General features: G+C 40.4%; 16 protein-coding genes and 1 pseudogene. 9 read left to right on the top strand and 8 right to left on the bottom strand.

Features of this window, described 5'->3' with window-relative positions; genetic code table 11:
* Window positions 1–285: 285 nt before the first annotated feature.
* The gene (locus tag NJ959_RS03405) at window positions 286–519 is read right to left on the bottom strand and encodes a DUF3134 domain-containing protein (RefSeq protein WP_254010343.1); all 234 of its coding nucleotides are present in this window, start codon (window positions 517–519) and stop codon (window positions 286–288) included.
* Between the two features lie 116 nt (window positions 520–635).
* Between NJ959_RS03405 and NJ959_RS03400 the strand changes: the two genes are divergently transcribed.
* Window positions 636–1,217 carry a PAP/fibrillin family protein gene (locus tag NJ959_RS03400; RefSeq protein ID WP_254010342.1) on the top strand — a complete coding sequence of 194 codons (582 nt, stop codon included), beginning with the start codon at window positions 636–638 and terminating at the stop codon, window positions 1,215–1,217.
* Between the two features lie 401 nt (window positions 1,218–1,618).
* A complete protein-coding gene (locus tag NJ959_RS03395; protein WP_254010341.1) occupies window positions 1,619–2,425 on the top strand; it encodes a PD-(D/E)XK nuclease family protein in 807 nt (268 codons plus the stop codon).
* Window positions 2,426–2,594: 169 nt separating this feature from the next.
* On the opposite strand, the gene NJ959_RS03390 is transcribed toward NJ959_RS03395, so the two are convergent.
* From NJ959_RS03390 to NJ959_RS30070, 4 genes are all read right to left on the bottom strand, one after another.
* Window positions 2,595–3,146, bottom strand: a complete 552-nt coding sequence (locus NJ959_RS03390; protein ID WP_254010340.1) for a pentapeptide repeat-containing protein — start codon at window positions 3,144–3,146, stop codon at window positions 2,595–2,597.
* A 405-nt stretch (window positions 3,147–3,551) separates the two neighbouring features.
* Window positions 3,552–5,783 (bottom strand): PAS domain S-box protein, encoded by a 2,232-nt coding sequence (locus NJ959_RS03385; protein ID WP_254010339.1) that lies wholly within the window; start codon window positions 5,781–5,783, stop codon window positions 3,552–3,554.
* Window positions 5,784–5,899: 116 nt separating this feature from the next.
* Window positions 5,900–6,379, bottom strand: coding sequence for a hypothetical protein (locus tag NJ959_RS03380; RefSeq protein ID WP_254010338.1), 480 nt, complete (start codon window positions 6,377–6,379; stop codon window positions 5,900–5,902).
* A 73-nt stretch (window positions 6,380–6,452) separates the two neighbouring features.
* Window positions 6,453–6,578: a hypothetical protein gene (locus tag NJ959_RS30070; protein WP_256528662.1), complete on the bottom strand. Its 126-nt coding sequence runs from the start codon at window positions 6,576–6,578 to the stop codon at window positions 6,453–6,455.
* A gap of 69 nt (window positions 6,579–6,647) precedes the next feature.
* On the opposite strand from NJ959_RS30070, the gene NJ959_RS03375 reads away from it, so the two are divergent.
* From NJ959_RS03375 to NJ959_RS03350, 7 genes and pseudogenes are all read left to right on the top strand, one after another.
* Window positions 6,648–8,501 (top strand): mechanosensitive ion channel family protein, encoded by a 1,854-nt coding sequence (locus tag NJ959_RS03375; protein ID WP_254010337.1) that lies wholly within the window; start codon window positions 6,648–6,650, stop codon window positions 8,499–8,501.
* A gap of 110 nt (window positions 8,502–8,611) precedes the next feature.
* Entirely contained in the window at window positions 8,612–9,250 is a 639-nt protein-coding gene (locus NJ959_RS03370; protein ID WP_254010336.1) for a hypothetical protein, read from the top strand.
* Window positions 9,251–9,390: 140 nt separating this feature from the next.
* Window positions 9,391–11,190, top strand: a complete 1,800-nt coding sequence (locus NJ959_RS03365; RefSeq protein WP_254010335.1) for a BON domain-containing protein — start codon at window positions 9,391–9,393, stop codon at window positions 11,188–11,190.
* 56 nt (window positions 11,191–11,246) lie between these two features.
* Window positions 11,247–11,333, top strand: a pseudogene (locus tag NJ959_RS30940) (glycosyltransferase family 2 protein); the annotation flags it as partial.
* Window positions 11,334–12,008 (top strand): hypothetical protein, encoded by a 675-nt coding sequence (locus NJ959_RS03360; RefSeq protein WP_254010334.1) that lies wholly within the window; start codon window positions 11,334–11,336, stop codon window positions 12,006–12,008.
* Between the two features lie 90 nt (window positions 12,009–12,098).
* Window positions 12,099–14,603, top strand: coding sequence for an MASE1 domain-containing protein (locus NJ959_RS03355; protein WP_254010333.1), 2,505 nt, complete (start codon window positions 12,099–12,101; stop codon window positions 14,601–14,603).
* A gap of 3 nt (window positions 14,604–14,606) precedes the next feature.
* Window positions 14,607–15,902 carry a hybrid sensor histidine kinase/response regulator gene (locus tag NJ959_RS03350; protein WP_254010332.1) on the top strand — a complete coding sequence of 432 codons (1,296 nt, stop codon included), beginning with the start codon at window positions 14,607–14,609 and terminating at the stop codon, window positions 15,900–15,902.
* A gap of 90 nt (window positions 15,903–15,992) precedes the next feature.
* Here NJ959_RS03350 and NJ959_RS03345 read toward each other — a convergent pair whose 3' ends face one another.
* From NJ959_RS03345 to NJ959_RS03335, 3 genes are all read right to left on the bottom strand, one after another.
* The gene (locus NJ959_RS03345) at window positions 15,993–17,507 is read right to left on the bottom strand and encodes a mechanosensitive ion channel family protein (RefSeq protein ID WP_254010331.1); all 1,515 of its coding nucleotides are present in this window, start codon (window positions 17,505–17,507) and stop codon (window positions 15,993–15,995) included.
* 180 nt (window positions 17,508–17,687) lie between these two features.
* Window positions 17,688–19,859, bottom strand: coding sequence for an adenylate/guanylate cyclase domain-containing protein (locus NJ959_RS03340; RefSeq protein WP_254010330.1), 2,172 nt, complete (start codon window positions 19,857–19,859; stop codon window positions 17,688–17,690).
* A gap of 7 nt (window positions 19,860–19,866) precedes the next feature.
* Entirely contained in the window at window positions 19,867–20,340 is a 474-nt protein-coding gene (locus NJ959_RS03335; protein ID WP_254010329.1) for a GAF domain-containing protein, read from the bottom strand.
* Window positions 20,341–20,406 lie beyond the last annotated feature (66 nt).

Below are 20,406 nucleotides of genomic sequence, written 5' to 3'. Positions count from 1 at the left end.
TAAGGCGCTCGATGTCTTAAGAATCCCCGTGTCTTTAGACCGGGGAGTGTCAAGTTGATTACTTTGTTTTGAGGGTGAGGGGTTGGGGATGAGGGTTGGAAACTCCCTCTTTAGAACTGAGAGTGTCAAAATATTTTTAACAGGATTTCCTCTGGGATGCTATTTATAGTGGGGATGGTGCGTTAGCAAAGGATAACGCACCCTACAGATGGATACTTTGCGTGAGTCCTGTTTAATTGAGAACTTATAACTCAAAACTCTCCTTCCCTATTTCCCATTCCCGCTTTAAGCGTCATCTTCTATGGGTTCTTCGTCATCGTCATCGTCATAGTCAGTGTCATCGGCTCCCATGAGTTCAGAGATTTCCTCTTCAGCATTAGGGAACTCTACCTCTGCGTTATCCCGTGGGATGAGGCGACCACTTGCTTCTAACCAATTTAACAGCGATGTCTCTTGCTGGAGGGGAATGACTTGAGCTAATTGTTCGCGAGGTTCTTCACGCAAAGAGGGATTGTACATAGAATAGTTGAATAGGTGATTGGATTGGGAAGTGCTATTTAGGGATTATAGCAGTTTTGCCACGGCTATCTGTAGGATTAAGGCAGAGTTCTCTAATTGATGGAGGTTAGTGGGGCATGTTGGGGAAAGCAGAATTATTGGAAGGAATCGCGGGGAAGAATCGGGGGCTGTTGGCAACAGAAAGGGATAAAATGGCGATCCTGGCTGCGATCGCAAATTTAGAAGACCGTAATCCGAATCCCCGCCCTCTGGAGGTTAGGGAGTTACTTGAAGGTAATTGGCGTTTGCTCTATACAACTAGTAAGGATCTCTTAAATCTGGGTCGAATTCCTTTATGGCAATTGGGTCAAATTTACCAATGTGTTAGGGTTAAAGATGCCAAGATTTATAATATTGCTGAGGTTTCTGGGTTACCCTATCTGGAAGGCTTAATTAGTGTTTGCGCTCGATTTGAACCTGTTTCTGAACGTCGGGTTAATGTCAGGTTCGATCGGTCTATTGTTGGTCTGCAACGGTTAATTGGCTATGAGTCTGTTGATAATTTTATCGAACAAATCGAGACGGGTAAAAAGTTTACGGCTCTGGATGTGAAGATTGAGAATCGGGAGCAGCGAGGGTGGCTAGATATTACTTATCTTGATGATGATTTGCGGATTGGCAGGGGGAATGAAGGGAGTGTATTTGTTCTGACTAAATAGGGTTTTGAGTAGGGGCGGGTTTGGTGTTAAATAACTAGGAATTAGGCTGGTGCGCCATAGATAGAGATGCTGGTGCGTTAGCGTAGCGTAACGCACCCTACGGATGGAGGCTAATAAATAATCACCATAATTCAAAGTGCGATACATGCTGCACCAGCGGCTGCGAGGGATAATTTTTTGATGAGGTTTAATCAACTTCCACTGTTAAATAATCGCCTTTACCGATAAACCGCCAGTGGTTTTAACCACTGTCTAATAGCTGAAGTCCGTTAAAACGGACTGAAATGCCTATCCGGAGTCGGTTTCAACCGACTTTAGCTGTGAGACAGGGATTTTAATCCCTGGCGGATTTGCGGGATGATTAAAAATGGTGCAAAATATTACTTTAATTCGGATTTGCTATGAAGGCTGAAATTGACTCCCCAATACTAACTCGCTTATCCCAAGGACAGTTAAATATACTGGAAAATTGCCCCCGGAAATTCCAGCATATTTACTTTGAGCAGTTGGGCACGCCTGTATCGCCACAACAACAGGAACATTTGACTTGGGGAAGTCGCTTTCACTTGGTAATGCAGCAGCGGGAGCTTGGATTACCAATAGAATCTCTGGTAAAGGAAGATAGTCAACTGCAACAGTGGGTTACGGCGTTAGTGAATGCTGCGCCAGATATTTTTACTAAAAATTGGGAAACATTCCGGGAAGCAGAGCATTGTCGCACGTTGAATGTAGCAGGATATTTATTGACAGTTGTATATGATTTATTAATTGAAGATGAGACAAATGCCCAGATTTTGGATTGGAAAACTTATCCACAACCAAAAAAATCTCAGTGGTTAGCTCAAGACTGGCAGACGCGATTATATTTGTATGTTTTAGCAGAAACAACTGATTATTTGCCAGAACAAATTTCTATGACTTATTGGTTTGTTAAGTCTCAACCATCTCCCCAAAAGCTGACGTTTACTTATGATAGTGTAAAACACGAAAAAACTAGACAGGATTTAAGTGAGTTGTTATCTCGACTAACTATGTGGTTGGAGCGGTATAATTACGATAGCATACCGTTTCCTCAAATCCCGGTATCTACTAATCGCTGTCTGGATTGTAGTTTTGCGGTTCGATGTCAGCGGCTGGTGGAAAGTGGGATGAAGGGGAATAGAAATGTATTAATTAATTTGGCTGATATTGAGGAGGTTTCAATTTAATATACAGGAGATTAGAGGTTTATGCAGTACACAAGAGAAACCCGGTTTCTTAAACTCGGGGTTTCTCCGAAGTTACAGAGAAACCCGGTTTCTTGAAGAAACCGGGTTTCTTAAACTCGGGGTTTCTTAAACTCGGTAAGTTTTAGGTTTAATTAGGGATAGCTCCTCACTATTTATCAATTGTGCAACTACCATTCCAACTAACCCAGTGATGGGAAATACCTTGGGATTCCTTCATTTGGCTTTCAGTTAGATTCGCGGTATTGAAATCAGCACCGATTAAATCTGCACCACTCAGAGAAGTACCATTTAACACAGCATCTTTGAGAGAAGCGCCACTCATATCCGCACCGCTGATATCCGCATTAGTCAGATTTGCGCCAGTGAGATTGGCTTGATGGAGGTTGGCGCAACGCAAATCAGCACCACTTAAGTCAGCGCCACTCAGGTTTGCCCCAGTCAAGTCACTAGCAATTAGGTTAACTTCTGTTAAGTTTGCCCCGGTTAAGTCAGCACCAACCATGTCAGCGTTGGTAAGGTTAGCTTCCTGGAAACAAGTACCACTTAAGTCTGCACCACTCAAATCAGCTCGGCTCAAGTCAGCCCGACTTAGGTCAGCTCGACTTAGATTGACGCTATTTAGAATAGCATCGGCGAGATTTGCTTCGCGAAAATCTACTTCTCTGGCAGCATATCGATTTAAAAGTTCTTGCGTTTTCATATCTCAAAGTTTCCTAAATTTGGGATTAACTGCGACTGAGTTATAGTCTTTAACTCCGATGGCTATGGCAAGGAATCGACTTATCTGAGTCGGGAAATTAATCAAATGGATAATCCTCACATCACACTGAAAAAAAAATTAAAGGTTTCGCCCAATTTCCAGAAAAAGGGCGATATCGCATCTGCCCTGACTAGATAGCTACTTGAATGAGTGTTTGTACCTAATGCCGAATGGTTTGGGTATTAAGAAATATGAACAGCAAGAGCAGATTTTTATCTGTAGCTAACTTTACCGAAAGTGTACAGGAAAGTCGATCGTTTCCTGCGAGCTCTTAACATAAATTTATCAAAACCCAGTTTTATTCATCCCCCACTCCCCACTCCCCATTCCTCACTCCCCATTTAATTACCAATCATCCTCATCAAATCGAAGTCTTTCGGCAGCAGCTTGCAATTCTTGGAAATAGTCAGTTTGGGTAATCTCGGCAACCTCACGCGCCCGTTTTCGGTGGTCAATTTCAATGCGTAATTCTTCCACCTGACGCTTGAGTGACTCTTCTTCCCGCTTACGTTTAGAGATGTCTTGGATAATCCCTTCATAGTAGAGCAATCTGCCATTAGTATCTCTCACTGCTCGCGTATCCTCTTCAACCCAAATGATGCTGCCATCTTGACGATACACCTGATATTCAAAATCTTGGACTTTTCCTGTGGCTGCCATGAAACTTTTGAAGTTATCGCGAGTGCTAGGATCGACATAAAGTTGAGAGCCAATTTGCGTGATACTGGCGATCATTTTCTCTGGCGAATCATATCCATGAATCCGTGCCATCGCCGGATTAACACTGATATAATGTCCATCTGGTGTAGACTGAAAAATTCCCTCTAAGGCATTTTCAAATATACTGCGATAATTTTCTTCGGCAATCCGTAGTGCTTCTTCTGCTTCCCGACGTTCGGTAATATCAATACCTACAGATACAGTAGCACTTCCTTGTTGATATTTTTGCACCGCCATCAAGTAATATCGTTCTTGACTGTTAACTTCTATCGGAATAATTTGAGATGCTGATTCTTCATGACTAGCAATAAACTGACGCATAAACTTCGCATAGTCTGGACTATTATTAAAAAAGCCTACTTCTTTGCCAATAATCAGATTGGGAGGGACATTTAATGTTTCAGCTAAATAGCGGTTCACGCCAAGGTATAATCCGTTAGCACCAACCCAAGAAATCGAGCCGGGTACTGCATTTAAGACAGCTTCCAATTGTTCATTGGCTTTCGCTAGGGCTTCCTTTGCGTGCTGCAAGTCAGCATTTTTTGTTTCCAAGGTGGCAAAGGATTCTTGTAGTTGAAGAGCCATGGTATTAAATGAGCCAACCAATGTCTCCAATTCCGCGATCCCCTTAACTTCAAGGTTGTGGTGAAGTTTGCCGCCCTCAAACTGATTCTGTGCTGCTTTTGCTAATTCCTTTGATGCTTCCGTGAGTCTAACAATAGGTTTACTCAGCCTACGAGCGATTAGAATACCAATCCCAATTGATATGGATAATGCGATCGTTGATAGGATAATTGTTCGGTTATTATTGGTATAGATTTGCCCCATAAAATCAGATTCGGGGATAACAACCACAATCAGCCAGTCTAAACCATGACTATCACTGAGGGATGCAACTTGAATGAATTGCTTTGCTCCTTTAATTTCAAAGCTAAGTTGTTCGCTACTGCGAATATTAGTTAAATTGCCAAAGTGTCGATCGATATATTTCGCTGTCTGTTGAATAAACTTATTCTCACTTTCAGTTGCTTTAATTCGCTGTGAGTTGTCTCGATCGCCCTTTTGGACAAGAGCGGTGCTTGAAGTCGCTACTAAATTACCCGATCTCTCGATAATAAAAGCTGTGCCAGTCTTGCCAATTTTTAGGTTTTGCAGAAATTTATTTACCTGAGCAAAGATTAAGTCACTTCCCAAAACTCCCTGTAATTGTCTTTGCTGATTATAAATAGGTTGCGCTGCGGTAATAGAGAGGGCTTGGCTGGTAAAATCAGTGTAAATATTACTCCAAATTGGCTTACCTGCTTTCACCGCAGCTCCATACCAAGGACGAGTACGCGGGTCATATTTAGAGTATACTTGCATCCGATGGATTGCATTACCTGCATTATCGGTTTTGTAGACGTACATATTGCCTTGGGTGGCTTTTCCTGCTTTCTTGATTAGGAGGGTTCCATCTAGCTGTTTTTTAGCCGAGCGGAATTCACCATCGGTGCTTCCTAAATAGGTGTTGGCAATTCCCTCATAACTCTGAATTTCTTTCCACAAGAAGCGAGTTAACTCTGTTGAATTTTCTAATATAGCTGGATTTGATGCGATAGCATTGGCATTAAATTGATTGAGTCGATGGGGGGTTTCTATGTAGAGTTGTAGACGCTCTTGGATGCGATTCGTGGTTTCACTGCGGAGTTGATCTGCTACATTATTAACTGCTTCCTGTCCATTACGATAAGACAACCAGCCGATTAGTCCTACTGTTGCAGCAATTTGCAGGACGAAAGGTATAATTAAGACGGTGTGGAGGGGGACTGGAGCCACCGTATTAGTGATAAAAGCTTTAAGCGGTTTGAAGGATATCATGGAGTTATTTTTGTGACTTTTATGAGTTTTACTGATTTGTTTGTAAATTTATTGAAACATTTTGAGGGTAATTGACTATTTTTAAATTATCGACTATATTATACGCAATTATCTGTTTACTCTGGATCTCGGTTTATGCCACTGACGCGAATAGATAGGGTTTGCTCTTGCTGCGATTGTTCCTGGATCAGAGGGACAATCTCCTCCAGTATTTCCGCCTTTAATTTGGCTAACTTATGATTCAATAGTTCAGAAATTAAAGAAAGTACGATCTTAATAAGTTCTTTTGGTTCGTCAATTTGACTTTCCAGATCGACAACCTCTTTTTCAAGATTAGTAACTCGGTTACTTAGAATTGCTATCTCTGGTAATTCTTCTTCTAGTTTATTAACACGATCGCGGATATTCACAATTTCCGGAAACTTTTCTTCTAATTTGGAAATTTGCTGCCGCATTCTCAAGATATCGGGTTTGACTAATAATTCTTGTAAACGACTGAATTCATCACCGCCCTCATTTTGAGCGTTTAACGTCCCTAATAAGATATCTTCTAAGTTAGGTAATCCCTCTGAATCTCGATTGTTTGATTGAGTCATTTTACTTCACTACAGGTCATTGTCTTGAATGGTTTCCCATGTTTAAAGATAGTTTAAACCAAATTAAACCAATTTATTTTTCTCCATCTCCCCATCTGCCCATCTCCCCATCCCATCTATCTACTATTTTGACTCGGGAATACCAAGCTTTAAATTTTTGCCACTGTCCAGTAGAATATTGTGAAATTGGCTTTCCCATTACCCCTTCCCGATTTTCAGATTAGACACCCAAGCTGAGAATCTGACAAAGAGAGATGAAAAAAGACAGATGAAAAAATATTGGCGCTCGCTAATAGCCTTACTTCTAGTAACGTTTTTGATTGTTGTCAGCCCCAGATTATCTCAGGCTCAGGAAAATAGTCCAATTGGTAGTAATAGTAATTATAATACTGTAGTATTAGATGGCAATACTCTCTTCGCGATTCCAGAGGCATTGGGAGAAACATCTCCCGAAGAGCGCTCCCGAGAAACGACGAGCCAAGTGGAGAAATTTGCCAAAACAACATCCCTGCCTATTGAGTCGCTGATGATTGGGGATCAGAATGGGATCGCAGTTATTTTTTCCGGGGATTCGGTGATTGCCAAAATTACTGAAGCAGATGCTCGTGCTGCCAACACCACGCCGCGAGAATTAGGTGATGCTTATCTGGAAAAACTGAAAAGTGCGGTTAGTCAATACAGGGAGAAGTACAGTTTAAGTGACAGTGTATATCGGGGTAGTATTCTCGATCGCGCTTTAGAGTTCATTTCATCTCTAACAATCCAGAATAACCAATTAAATTACACTAATGCTATTTTGTATACCATTATTGCAACAGTTTTGTTTGTTGCAGTCTTAATTGGTACGAATAAAATATTTGGTGGTATTTTCAACAAACTTAATTATCAATTAGCACATAATATCAAGGCAATAGAGATACCTTATATACCATTCTTTTCAGATCGTATCAACGAAATCTTAATTCATATAATAAAATGGATTAGGCTACTTGTAAATCTGTTATTTGCTACTATTTATCTAGTTTTAATTTTAAATCTTTTTCCTTGGACAAAGCATTTAGGAGCAACAATTTGGCAAAAGTTCATTTCAGCAAGCCATAAAGCCTGGGGCAATCTTATATCTTATATTCCTAATTTATTTACGGTTACTATAATTATAATTGTCACCTATTATGTCCTGAGAATTATCAATTCGATATTTAGAGAATTAGGAAAAGGAACGATTTCCTTTCCTGGATTTTATCCAGAATGGGCTGAACCCACCTACAGACTTCTGAGTTTATTGATTATAGGGCTGGTGGGGGTAATTATCTTCCCTTACTTACCTGGATTTGGTTCAGCATCATTTCAAGGAATCTCTATTTTTCTCGGTGTACTCGTTTCTCTCGGTTCTTCCGCTGCAGTTTCTAACGCTGTAGCTGGTATTATTCTTATTTATACTCGTGCATTTCAAGTTGGCGATCGCATTGAAATCGCAGGGCCAAAAGAAAATGTCAAGGGAGATGTTGAGGAGAAATCGCTATTAGTGACGCGAATTCGCACTGGGCTAAATATTATTGTCACCATTCCTAACTCCAGCTTACTATCCAGTAATATCAAGAATTATAGCGCTTCCAAGCGAGACAGCAATCGACCAGTAATTATTGCTACCAGAGTTAACTTTTCATATCATTTACCTTGGCAAACGGTTTATGAAATTCTCACTAATGCAGCTAAGATTACCCCGTATGTTTTAGCAGATCCACCTCCAGGGGCTTTTCAGAGATACCTGAATGATTCCTCGGTGACTTATCAGTTAGAAGTATATACAGATTATCCCAATAAAGAGTTTACAATTTGGTCCGAGCTACACAAAAATATTCGGGACAAGTGTAACGAAGCGGGAATTGAAATTCTCTCGCCCGATTACTCAGCAATCCGAGATGGGAATCGGAGTACCATCCCAGACAATTACCTCCCCAAAAACTACACGCCAGAAGGATTTAACCTTCATCCCCTGGGGAACCTATTCCAGATTGATTTGAAATGGGGGGCTGGAGATAAGAATGGCAAACCCTCTCATACTCCGGAGATGGCAACAGATGGAGAACCCAACCGAAATGTAGATAGTCTAGAGAGTTAAGGCAAAAAGCTCTTCTCTCAAATCATTCAGTGATATGATATATTTGAAATTGATTTGATGGTATATGTTAAATTCATTGAGATAGACGTTCACATCAGAGAGCTAGAGACATGAATGACGATAGAGCTGACCTAGGAACAAAATTTGGTGACATTGGACAGATCCGAGATATTCTTTTCGGATCGCAGATAAAGGAATACACCAATCGCATCGAAAGCGTAGAAAGTTCCCTCAAGGATCTCAGAGAGTTAACTGATGCACGGATCAAGGCAGTACAGGAGGATACCAACAGACGGCTAGAAGATCTAAAACAAGTTCTTTCCTCCGGATTCCAGTCTGCTATCGAGGCGATGGGAGATGAACTAAAATCGATGAATGTCAAAGATAATGAAGAGAAAAATGAGATTCGGCAAAATGTCGATCGCCTGAGTAAGCGGTTGTCTAGCAATGTCGCTACTTTGGATGAAGCCATTGACAAACAAACGCGATCTCTACGCGAAGATCTCCTGTCTAGCCACAAGAAATTGCAGTCCGATTTGCTAGATATGAAAGACAGACTATTCGAGGAATTAGACAAGCGCGTGGATCTCCTTGCGACAGATAAAGTCGCCAGAAAAGATATGGCGGAAATGTTCTTTGAGCTATTCCTAAAACTCAAAGGAACTGAATTTATTACGCCATTACAACAATCGGCTGACTCTCAGGGAACTAACTATCTGTTACCTGAAGAAGCTCAAAGTCGAGAGTGAGTCAAAAGTTAAAAGGATGAAGGATGAAAGTTGAAGGTTGAAGGTTGGAGATTGAATAAAAAAAATAGTTTCACTCTTCACCCTTAACCTTGCCTATTGCCTCTTGCCCCCCCCATTTCCTATTTCCTGTAGAGTCAGATATGACTTCATTTCCGGAAAATCCAGCGATTGCATCTAATCGAGACAATTTGGGATCTGAATCCTCAGATCGATCTCCTGAAGCCCAAAAGCAACTGGAGAACTTTTTCGCTCACTTAGCTACAGCAATAAAGGGTGATGACTTCGGCGAAGGAAAATGCACTGAGCAAACTGAAAAATCGGGATCGAACAACCCTATAATCAGTGCAGAAATTATCGATTTTTCAACTCAATCTCCATCTACTACAGCTTCGCCAAAACCAGAAATAGAGGAGAAAAAACTAGGGAATGGAATTAAACTAGAAGGATGGCTGGAGCGACTGGAACCCGATCGCACTGAGCCAGAAACTGTAGTAGTATTGGAAGGTTTATTTGCGTTACTCAAGAATGAAACTTCTTCAGAGGTGACGGGAAAATCAATAGATGATTTTGAATTATCCCAGCTTCGCCAAATGAATGCTCAACTCACCCAGAAACTAACTAGATTGGAAGAAAAACTAGATGCTTCTGGGCAACAAGCAGAGCAACTTTTGAACGCGATTTTCCAATTACTCGATCGCATTCAAAAGGTAGAAGATGGGAAAGACGCAGGTAGAGGAGGTGAGGAAGAAAAGGGGACAAAGAGAGAAGGAGATAACGATAATTTTACAGAAGAAGTCTCCGCGTCACAGAGGGTGTTTGAGAAGTCTTGGGAAAACCAGAAAAGCTTAGAGGAAAAACAGCCACTAACCTTACCATATCCATCAGATTCTTCTTTAGATATGGAGTTATCATTGGGAGTACAATCAGGAGCTATCACGTCTACGGGTAACCAACTTTTTGACAACCAATTGTTAGTAGATGCCAAAAATTACTCACAAAATACTGACAATTATTACGTGGGAACCCCTGGGCTAACTCCCCTACAGGATAAACAACATTCTTTCCCAACACCCCCCCATCTTAATCCCAAAAAACTATCCCTATTAGGTATAGGATTAACAATTTTGGGTTTGATTGGGATACCTTTTGGCATTTATCACTATTTCAGTTTACAAGAGCGTCGGCTCGAACAAAATGTGACACAAACCTTAGCATCTAATCCAGACTTAGCCGTTTATCGTTTAGAAGCGGATGTTTGGCGAAAACAATTACAGTTAAAGGGAAGATTACCCAATCCTCAGCTACGCCATCAGGCGGCGGAAATTGCTAAAATAAAAGCTCCCGGTTTCCAATTAGAAAATAACATTATTGTTGTCGAACAACCGCCCGATCCAGTGGAGGTAGCAGCTAAGGTGCAAGAGGTGGTAACAGCACTCAATCAAATCGACGGGATTTCCATTTCAGCTCGTTTTGAAGTGGGAAAAGTCACCTTAGAGGGAACCGCACTCCAATTCACAAATATTGAGAAGATTGCTCAGGCATTTTCCGAAATTTCCGGAGTTGAATCTGTATCGAATCAGATCCAGATCAAACCAGGTTCAATTGCCTCACGTATTTATTTTAGTCAAGACTCAGATCGGGTAAGATCTATTGATATAGATGTCAAAATTTTACCGATCAAGCAACTCATGCAAAGATACCCAAATCTTCAACTCAAGATTGTGGGTTACACTCATAGCACTGAATATAATCAGGAGACTTTAGCATTGGAAAGAGCGCAAACTGTGCAAAATATTTTGGAGGATCGCGGGATGGATCGCCGTCGGATGGAAGCCGTTGCAGGTAAAGGCTCCCCACAAGATCTTGCCCCCAATCAACCCCGATGGTTTAGTCGATGTGTTCTTTTTGAAATCGATCGGATGGAAGGGAATGGGGAATAGGGAGTGGGGAGTAGGGAGTAGGGAGTGGGGAGTAGGGAGTAGGGAATAATTTTTTTAACAAACAACAAACAACAAATAACAAACAACCAACAACAAATAACAAACAACCAACAACCAACAACAAACAACAAATAACAGATACAATGCCCAAAAAGGCGAGAAAGAGAAACCCAGAGGATCTGGTATTAGCAACATTCATTGTTCCCCACGAAAAATGGCAAGACTTCCAGAAAATGGCGAAGGCAGAGGGGAGAACAGCTTCTGCTACATTAGCCGCTTTTATTGAAAGCTATCTTGCCGGAGATAGACCATTGGAAATCGAAATCGCCACTGATTTAGAAGCAGAATTGATGAGAAATCTAGACGATCGAATTGAAGTAGCGATGGAGCCAAAAATTGCCAATTTGGGTGATAAGCTGAATCAGCTACAGAATACAGTAATAGAGTTAAATAAACGCTTAGATAAAGCTGAAAAAGCTGCTAATCAATCGAATGCTGACAAATCAAAAACCCCCAGGTTTATCGATGTGGAAGTTATATCTATCGAGGAGAATATCTATAAAAACCCAGATAGCAATATAGATAACGACGATATAGATGTAGATGTAGATGTAGATATAGAAATAGATAGCGATAGCGATAAAAATTTAGATAATTTTAAGGGGCTGACTCAGAAATCCTTGTGTGAAGAATTTGGAATTAACCCAATTAACATTGTCAGAAATGCCAAGGTGCGGAATTTATCTTCCCAAGAATACTTACAGCAGCTTACAGGCTGGGTGTATCGGAGAGGAAAATATTATCCGCCGGAGGCTTAAGAAGAATGGCACAGCGGATACCGTATCGGACAATGGGAATGGGGAATAGCAATTAGCAATTAGCCATTAGCCATTAGCTATCAGTAGTTGATGAAAAATAAATTCTCACTCATTCCAAATCGAACAGTAGCGATCGCAGTATTTATTCTACCTGCAATTCACTACTCTCTTGCCAGTTTATCCCGAGCATTGTATTTCCATGATGGTACATCAGCTATCTGGCCTTCATCTGGTCTATATTTAGCGGCTATTTTGCTCCTAGGATATCGAATTTTGCCTGCTATTTTATTAAGCGAATTTATAGCAAATTCCTTGCTTTTTTATCCAAATATTATAGTTAGTAGCAGTCATGCTGTAATCAGCTTGATCGATCCAGTAGTGACTAACTTTCTAATTAATCGCTTTATCAAACATCGCCCTTTACTAAATAAGTCTGGGGATGTTTTTAAATTTGTTGTCCTACTCGTACCCGGTTTGGTAATCAACACCACCCTTTCCATTACCATCCTAGGTTTGAGTGGCGAGACTCCCTGGGCAGAATATGGAGAAGCATGGTGGGGTTGGTTTACCTCAACCCTAGCTGGTGAAATGATTGTGGCTCCAGCAATACTAGCATGGTATCAACCAGCCGAGTACCAAAGTAGATATCACTGGTTAAAGGTAGTAGAGTTTGGTATCCTGTTATTTTTTGCGATCGCAATTAGTCGGATTGCTTTCTGGGGCAGGTATCCTGTGGAATATATGATGATTCCCCTGTTAATTTGGTCAGCTTTTCGATTCAGTATGAGGGAATCAACTCTGCTGGTTATTCTGGTGACTGCGATCGCAGTTTTTGGTACTTCTCATAATTTTGGTTCGTTTGTTAGAGAATCAGTCAAAGAGTCTTTATTATTATTGCAATCATTTATTGGCGTTGTTGCCCTAACTACCTTGATTTTATCTGCGGTGATTAACGAAAACAGAACCGCCCAAATCAATCTAAAAAAAGCCAACGATCAATTAGAACAACGAGTAGAAGAAAGGACTGCCGAACTCCAAGAAGCGAAACTAACAGCAGACAAAGCCAACCAAGCAAAAAGCGAATTTCTGGCAAATATGAGCCACGAACTTCGTACTCCCTTAAACGGCATTCTTGGCTACGCTCAAATTCTCCAACCCTCCAAAACATTAACAGAGAAAGAACACAAAGGAATCAACATCATTTACCAGTGTGGTTCCCACCTCCTGACATTAATAAATGATGTCCTCGATCTTTCTAAAATAGAAGCAAGGAAAATGGAATTGCAGCCCACAGATTTTCATTTACCCTCCTTTTTGGAAGGAGTAGTCGAAATCAGCCGTATTCGAGCTTCTGATCGGGGAATTTTATTTAGCTATCAACCCAGCGAAATACTTCCCAAGAGTATTCATGCCGATGAAAAACGTCTGCGGCAAGTCTTACTCAATCTCTTGGGTAATGCCATCAAATTCACTAACAAAGGTAGTGTAACTTTTAAAGTCAGTGTCATTAGAGATCCGTCATCATTTACTAGTCATAAAATCACCGAAAAAACCAACAAATCATCCCCACCCCAATCGAGTACCCCATCCGCAGTTACTAGTCATAAAATCACCGAAAAAACCAACAAATCATCCGTTACATCCGTTATCCCATCCGCTGCCAAACTGCACTTCCAAATCGAAGACACAGGGGTGGGAATAACCCCCGAAAACCTAGAGCAAATTTTCTTACCCTTCGAGCAAGTTGGTAGCAGTGAAGCACGGGCAGAAGGCACAGGTTTAGGATTAACAATTAGCCAAAAAATTGTGGCGATGATGGGTAGCACTATTAACGTACAGAGTCAGCTAGGAGAAGGGAGTATTTTCTGGTTTGAGGTGGAGTTTCCCGAAGCCACAGATTGGAAAGAAACCTATAGCATCCCTCAACAAGGAACGATTATTGGATTTGAAGGGAAAAAACGCAAAATTCTGATCGTAGATGATCGTTGGGAAAATCGCTCAGTTGTAGTGAATTTACTCGAACCTTTTGGCTTTGAAATGTTTGAAGCTAGCAATGGAGAGGAGGGGTTAGATAAAGCCGTGGAGGTACAGCCAGATTTGATTATCACTGACTTGGTAATGCCCGTAATGGATGGGTTTGCCATGACTCAAGAGCTACGTCAGTCTGCCGATTTACAAGATGCGATTATCATTGCCTCCTCAGCAAGTGTGTTTGACTGGCATCGTCACCATGCTCTGGATGCTGGCTGTCATGATTTTCTGCCCAAGCCGATACAAGCAGAGGAATTATTAAGACAATTACAACACCATTTACAGCTAACATGGATTTATCATACTAAGGAAGAATTAACAATCCAGCATCAAGACACTTCCGCTGCCACTGCTGAAATGGTAATTCCTCCCTCATCCCAACTCGTTGCCCTGTATCAAGCTGTGCTGCGTTGTGACTTTACAGATATTCAGGCAGAAAGCTACCGTATCAAACAGTTGCACCCGAAGTATACAGAATTTGCGGATCGGTTATTAGCACTTGCAGACGAGTTTGAAGTAGATGGGATCGCAGAATTCCTCAAACCCTATATTTCCAGTAAATAAACGATGATAAATCCTCAAAAAAACTCTATTCTTGTCGTCGATGATACCCCAAATAATATCCGGTTATTGTTCGATCTTTTGCGCGGGGTGGGATTCAATGTTTCGGTTGTCAAAAGTGGTGAATTAGCACTAGAAAAATTACATTTAATTCAGCCAGATCTGATTTTACTAGATGTAATGATGCCTGGAATGGATGGTTTTGAAACTTGCCGCAGGCTGAAAGCAGATGAAAAGAGCAAAGATATCCCAGTAATTTTTATGACTGTTCTCTCTGATATAGAAAGCAAAGTCAAAGGTTTACAAATGGGAGCAGTAGACTACATTACAAAACCAATTCAGATAGAGGAAGTTCTCGCTCGTGTCAACGTTCATTTGGCACTCAGAAATACCCAGGTTCAATTGATGAATGAAGTCACGGAACATAGGGAAGCCGAGATGAAGCTTCAGGAAACACTTAAGGAGCTACAAAAAGCCCAAACTCACTTGATTCAAAGTGAAAAAATGTCTGCATTGGGTCAACTTGTCGCAGGTGTTGCCCACGAAATCAATAATCCTGTCAACTTTATTGGTGGCAATATTATCCATGCTATCGAATATACTAAAAACTTACTAAACCTCATCCAACTATATCAAGAATACTACCCCAATCCCGTCCCAGAAATTATATCCGAAATTGAAGAAATTGAGCTAGATTATTTGAGTGATGACTTGCCAAAACTACTCCACTCAATGGAAGTGGGAGTTCAACGCCTGCAAGAAATTGTCCTTTCTTTGCGGCTCTTCTCTCGCACTGATGATTCTAAAATGAAATTAGTTGATATTCATCAGGGAATTGATAGCACCTTGATGATTCTGGGACATAGGATCAAAGAATATCCAGATCGTCCTGGCATTGAAATTATTAAAAACTATGGTAACCTACCTTTGGTAGAATGCTATGGTGGGCGGCTAAACCAGGTTTTCATGAATATCATAACTAATGCTATTGATGGACTAGAGCAAGCCATTAATAGTCAGAAAATCTTTACTCCCTCCATCGCAATTCAGACAGAAGTTTTAGATAGCGATTGGGTTAAAATTCGTATTTCCGATAATGGATGTGGCATTCCTGTGGAGATTCAAAAACGGATATTTGAACCCTTCTTTACGACTAAACCGATAGGAACCGGAACAGGGATAGGATTAGCTATTAGTTACCAGATTGTCACTGAAAAGCATCATGGCTCGTTAGAGTGTGTTTCAGAATTAGGAGAAGGGAGTGAGTTTAGAATTACAATTCCGATTAAACGATATCAATAGAAATTGGGATTATTTTGCGTACCTTTGTTAAAAATTTAAAATTGGCTCGTAGTAAGCGCTTACTACATACCTTTAATTATTTACGATTGCCTAATTATCAGAAAGATCCATAAGCTGCTGAATAAATGGATGGCTTCCTCTCTCCTGTAGAATTGTATCTAGGTTGGCTAAATTGTTAGTGCCAATAGCTAATTGAGTCGCTTTTCTCCGTTGTTCGACAAACTGGTTCATTTCTAACGCGAACCGATGATTTTGATGAGCCAAATCGCTCACAGCATCTGGCGCAATCCGAATTGTTTTTAAATCTTCGATAACCGTAACAGATACATGACTAGGCTCCCCTCGCCAAAATACCATTTCGCCAAAGAAATCATCCTTAGATAGGCGAACAACTTCTTGCTCTCGATTTTGCAGATCCATGGCTGAAAGCCGAACGCTACCATTAAGGATAATGTAAAATCCAGTATCAAAATCTCCCTCCCTCACAATCTGCTCCCCAATGGCAAATCCTTCCAAATTAGCTCTCTGTGTGAGTTGTTCGAGAATTGATCTTTCCAGACTCCTAAAATAGGGAATTGTTTGCAAAGATTCCATAATTTTCTGTTTAGGCTCTTCCTTCGGCACAGGACCACCATCAAGTCTGAATTCCCGATTAGTTGGTACGGCAATATTTAAACCATTGCGTCTAGCTGCATGATGAACGCAAGTCATAAAATCATTGCGAATAAATTCTAATCGAGCAAAGTCATTTATATAAAACATGACTTCATATTTAGTAGCGTAACCGTCAAAAGATATTAGCCTGACATCCGGTGGCGGTTGAGAGATAATCCCCTTAGTGGCTAAGGCTGTATTTTTAAGCATTTGTTGAATGCGATTGGGAGAATCTTCTCGCCAGAAACTTATATAAACTCGATCCGCATGGATTTGATCTAACATTGTGTAATTGTAAATAATATCCTTGGCTAAAATACCATTGGGTACGATCACAATACCTTGGTTTCGAGTTTTTAAACGGGCAGCACGCCAGTTAATTTCTACGACTTCTCCTTCTAAATCCTTAAATTTTACCCAATCACCTACTTTTAAAGGAGACTCAAAAATTAGGAGAAATCCAGAGACAAGGTTACTGAGAGTATCTTGGAGTGCTAGCGCTATCACCAATGAACCCACTCCCAATGCTTGTACTACTTTACTTAAATTGACATTCCAGACATTGGCAAGCACGTAAGCAATGATGCTGATAATAACCAGACTACGAGCAAATTGAAATAATAAATTAGGAACGTGAATTTGCCAAGATATTTTTCTATTGCTGGTTGTTAATATTGCGTTGATAAGAGAAATTAATGTGTAAATAGTGGCAAGCCCAAGAGCAGTCTCTACAACTTGGAAAGATAGATCGGATGATTTAATTCCTAAGAGGTGCTGCATCAAGAGCAGGATAGCTAAAGGAGGTAACAACCAAGTGCGGATATTGTGTAAAAATCTCGCTAATGGGTTTCCTTTCCGTTGCAAATGTTCAATTATTTCTCCAATAGTAACGCTAAAAAGTGGGAATCCTAGAATTAAAATCAGTCCCCAGATTAATGTTGATTGGTTCATTTTTATATCCCGATCATATCGAAATCGTAGCTTATAGCTGAAGTAGGGTGGGCACTCCCCACTAACGTAATAATAAGCTTTTTAAGTTCTAAGGGGGAGTGCCCACCCTACAGGAAACGCTGATTACATCGAATTTACATGGTGCGTTACCATACCGTAACGCACCCTACGGCTAGAGATTTATCCCCAATCATCGTTATCTATACCTACGGAAATTTGCTCGATCAGATCTTGCAATCCTCCCTTTTTCATTACCCAAGTGGGTAATTTGCCTTTTTTGTCAACTCTAATATCTTGATCTTTTTCAAAAGCATAAAATTCGTGGATCTGATCGTATACTGCTTGGGAAATCCGAATTCTATTAGTTTGAGTTTGCTCATGCAATTGGTTAGCGATTGTCCACGTTTCCCCCCAAAGTTCGTAACTAAACTTTTTCTTACCAATAATCCCTCCCATCACGGCACCCGTATGAATTCCAGCACCAAAACTAAACCAAACTCCGTGGCGATTATTAAATTGTTGGAGAATATTTGTTGCTTCTAAAGCAAAGTCCATCATCCCCTTGGTATGCTCCAAACGCTGTTTTGTTAATCCACAGACAGCAATATAACGATCCCCTACTATTTTTAATTTTTCCACATCGAAGCGCTCGGCAGCTTCATCTAAAGCGTCTATTGCCTGATTAAATAGATCTGCTACTTCTGCTACATCTCTTTCTTCAGCAAGTTGAGTTACACCAAAAATGGTAGCTACCATTACTGTAACTTGTTGGATGCGATCTGCAATTTTGGTTTCACCCTTTTTAATCCTTTCTACTACTGTACTGGGGAGCATGTTTAATAGTAGTGCTTCATTTTCGCGCTCTTTTTGTGCTAAAAATTCTGTTTGTTTTTGCTTTTCCTGAGTCATATTACGGATAATATGTGCTAGTTGACCTAACTCAGCGGGAGACTGTAGGATTGCTTTAAAATCTGGTGATGGTTCAGGATCTGATTGACGGGAAAACTCAATCATCACCGCGATTGGTTTGACAAATTTTCCGACAACGATATTAGCTAGATAAGCAATTATTAGGGAAAGAATCGCAGTGGCGATTAAAAAATATCGTTGGAGTTTATAGATTGGCTGATAGGCTTCTGACAAATCCATCTGCGCAATAATCCCCCAATTCAGCCCTTCAATCTTCAGGGGTGAGTAGGAACTGAGAACAGTTTTATTCTGATAATCTTCAACTATTTTTGTTCCCGCTATCCCCTTAGTTGCATCTCTGGCTGCTTCGGTATTTATCTTTTGTAAAATAATTGAGGTATTGAGCTGATTGATTAATTGAATATTCCTCAATTCTGTGCCAGTAGACTTCAATAATGATTTATATCCTTGGGAATCTTCGATTAAAAATCTCGAAAGAGAACGCATGAGCAAATCTGCTCCTACCATGTAGGTTTCTCCAGTATTCCCTAGTCCATCTCTTTTCCAGTTTCCGTTGCCAGTCAGGACATTATTGATTTGATCTACTGGTAATTGAATTGCGAGAATTCCTACTAAGTTTGACTGGTTATAGATAGGAGCCGCAATGAAAGCCGCAGGTGCCATATAGGAGGGACGGTATAGTTGGAAGTCCACTATTTGGATGGCACCTCTGTCTGGATTTTTCCTGACTGCTTCCACTACTTTTGCCAGATTGCTGTCCCTATTTATCCCCTGTTCTAGATTGATGCCAAAATCAGTTTCTTTATAGACTGTGTAAACAATATCATTGCTTTTGATATCTATCAAAAATAAATCATAGTAACCAAATTTTTTAATTAAATTGCGGAAAATTGCGTGATATTTACTATGAACTTTACTGTAATTACTCTCATCTCCCCCAGTTACCAGTTGGTCTTTTTTGCCAACGGGATAGGGATTTTTAGCAATATATTGATATTGGAGATATCGGGCGGCTGTACTGATTGGTCTATAGGTAGTAAAGTTAGGTTCTCCTGTAATAGTTTTAGATAGTCTGGGGAAAAACTCATTTTTGTAATAATTAGCAGTAGCGATATCCCAATCAGGTGGAATCGACTGACTATCAAGTTCCTTAAAAGCCTGATTAAATTCCATCATTGCCTCAACTACCATGCGATCTTCACAAAGAGTCTCAACATGATTGCGGAGGTTATTGAAGTAAGATTCTACTTGGGATGCTTTGGATGAACGAACGCTAGTTAACTGATTGAAGATCGTCTCTTTGAGTGCAGCCCTGGCCCAACTCCAACCCAAATAGCCAACCACCATAATGGAGCAGAGGCTAACAGTTAGTAGCATAATTTGGAGTTTGGATTTAATACTGATGCGGTTCAATCCGATCATTTGAAATTTAATCCTGGCTTAATTGGTTGGTAATTATTGTGAATACTAATTTAATTATATTTTCATCTCTCGATCGAGATTCTAACATAAAAAATACCAATACTGATTCGACACGATGATTGGCAATTATCGGTATGCCCAAAGCAGTTTTTACACCAAATGCTTGAGCAATTTTATTGCGCAAAAAATAAGTTTCTGACTCGACTGAGACATCAGAAATCCATTCAGGTTTTTGGGATACCCAAACTCGCCCTGGTAACCCTTCACCTGGACTCAAGATAAACTCTTTACTGCACTCCCAAAATTGTTCCCAAGCTAACCTCTCAGAGGAATTCTGGGGGCTTATGCACCGAAAATCACTCAGATTTAGAATGGTATCATCCTCTTCAGGAAGCCAGACTTCTCCATAGTGCCAGTCAGTAGATTCACAGATTTTTATAATGGCAGAGTTGAGGTTCATAGTAATATCAATAGTGAACATTGAGGTTGTTTTTTCTCATTTTACTAATAAAATAAGCACCCTGTTTAAGGATTAGTTTAGATCCAG

Origin of the sequence: Limnofasciculus baicalensis BBK-W-15 (genome assembly GCF_024178385.1) — a bacterium.
Classification (GTDB): domain Bacteria; phylum Cyanobacteriota; class Cyanobacteriia; order Cyanobacteriales; family Coleofasciculaceae; genus Limnofasciculus; species Limnofasciculus baicalensis.
Note: the sequence above shows the minus strand (reverse complement) of the source record. Positions and strands in the feature narration are given on the sequence as shown.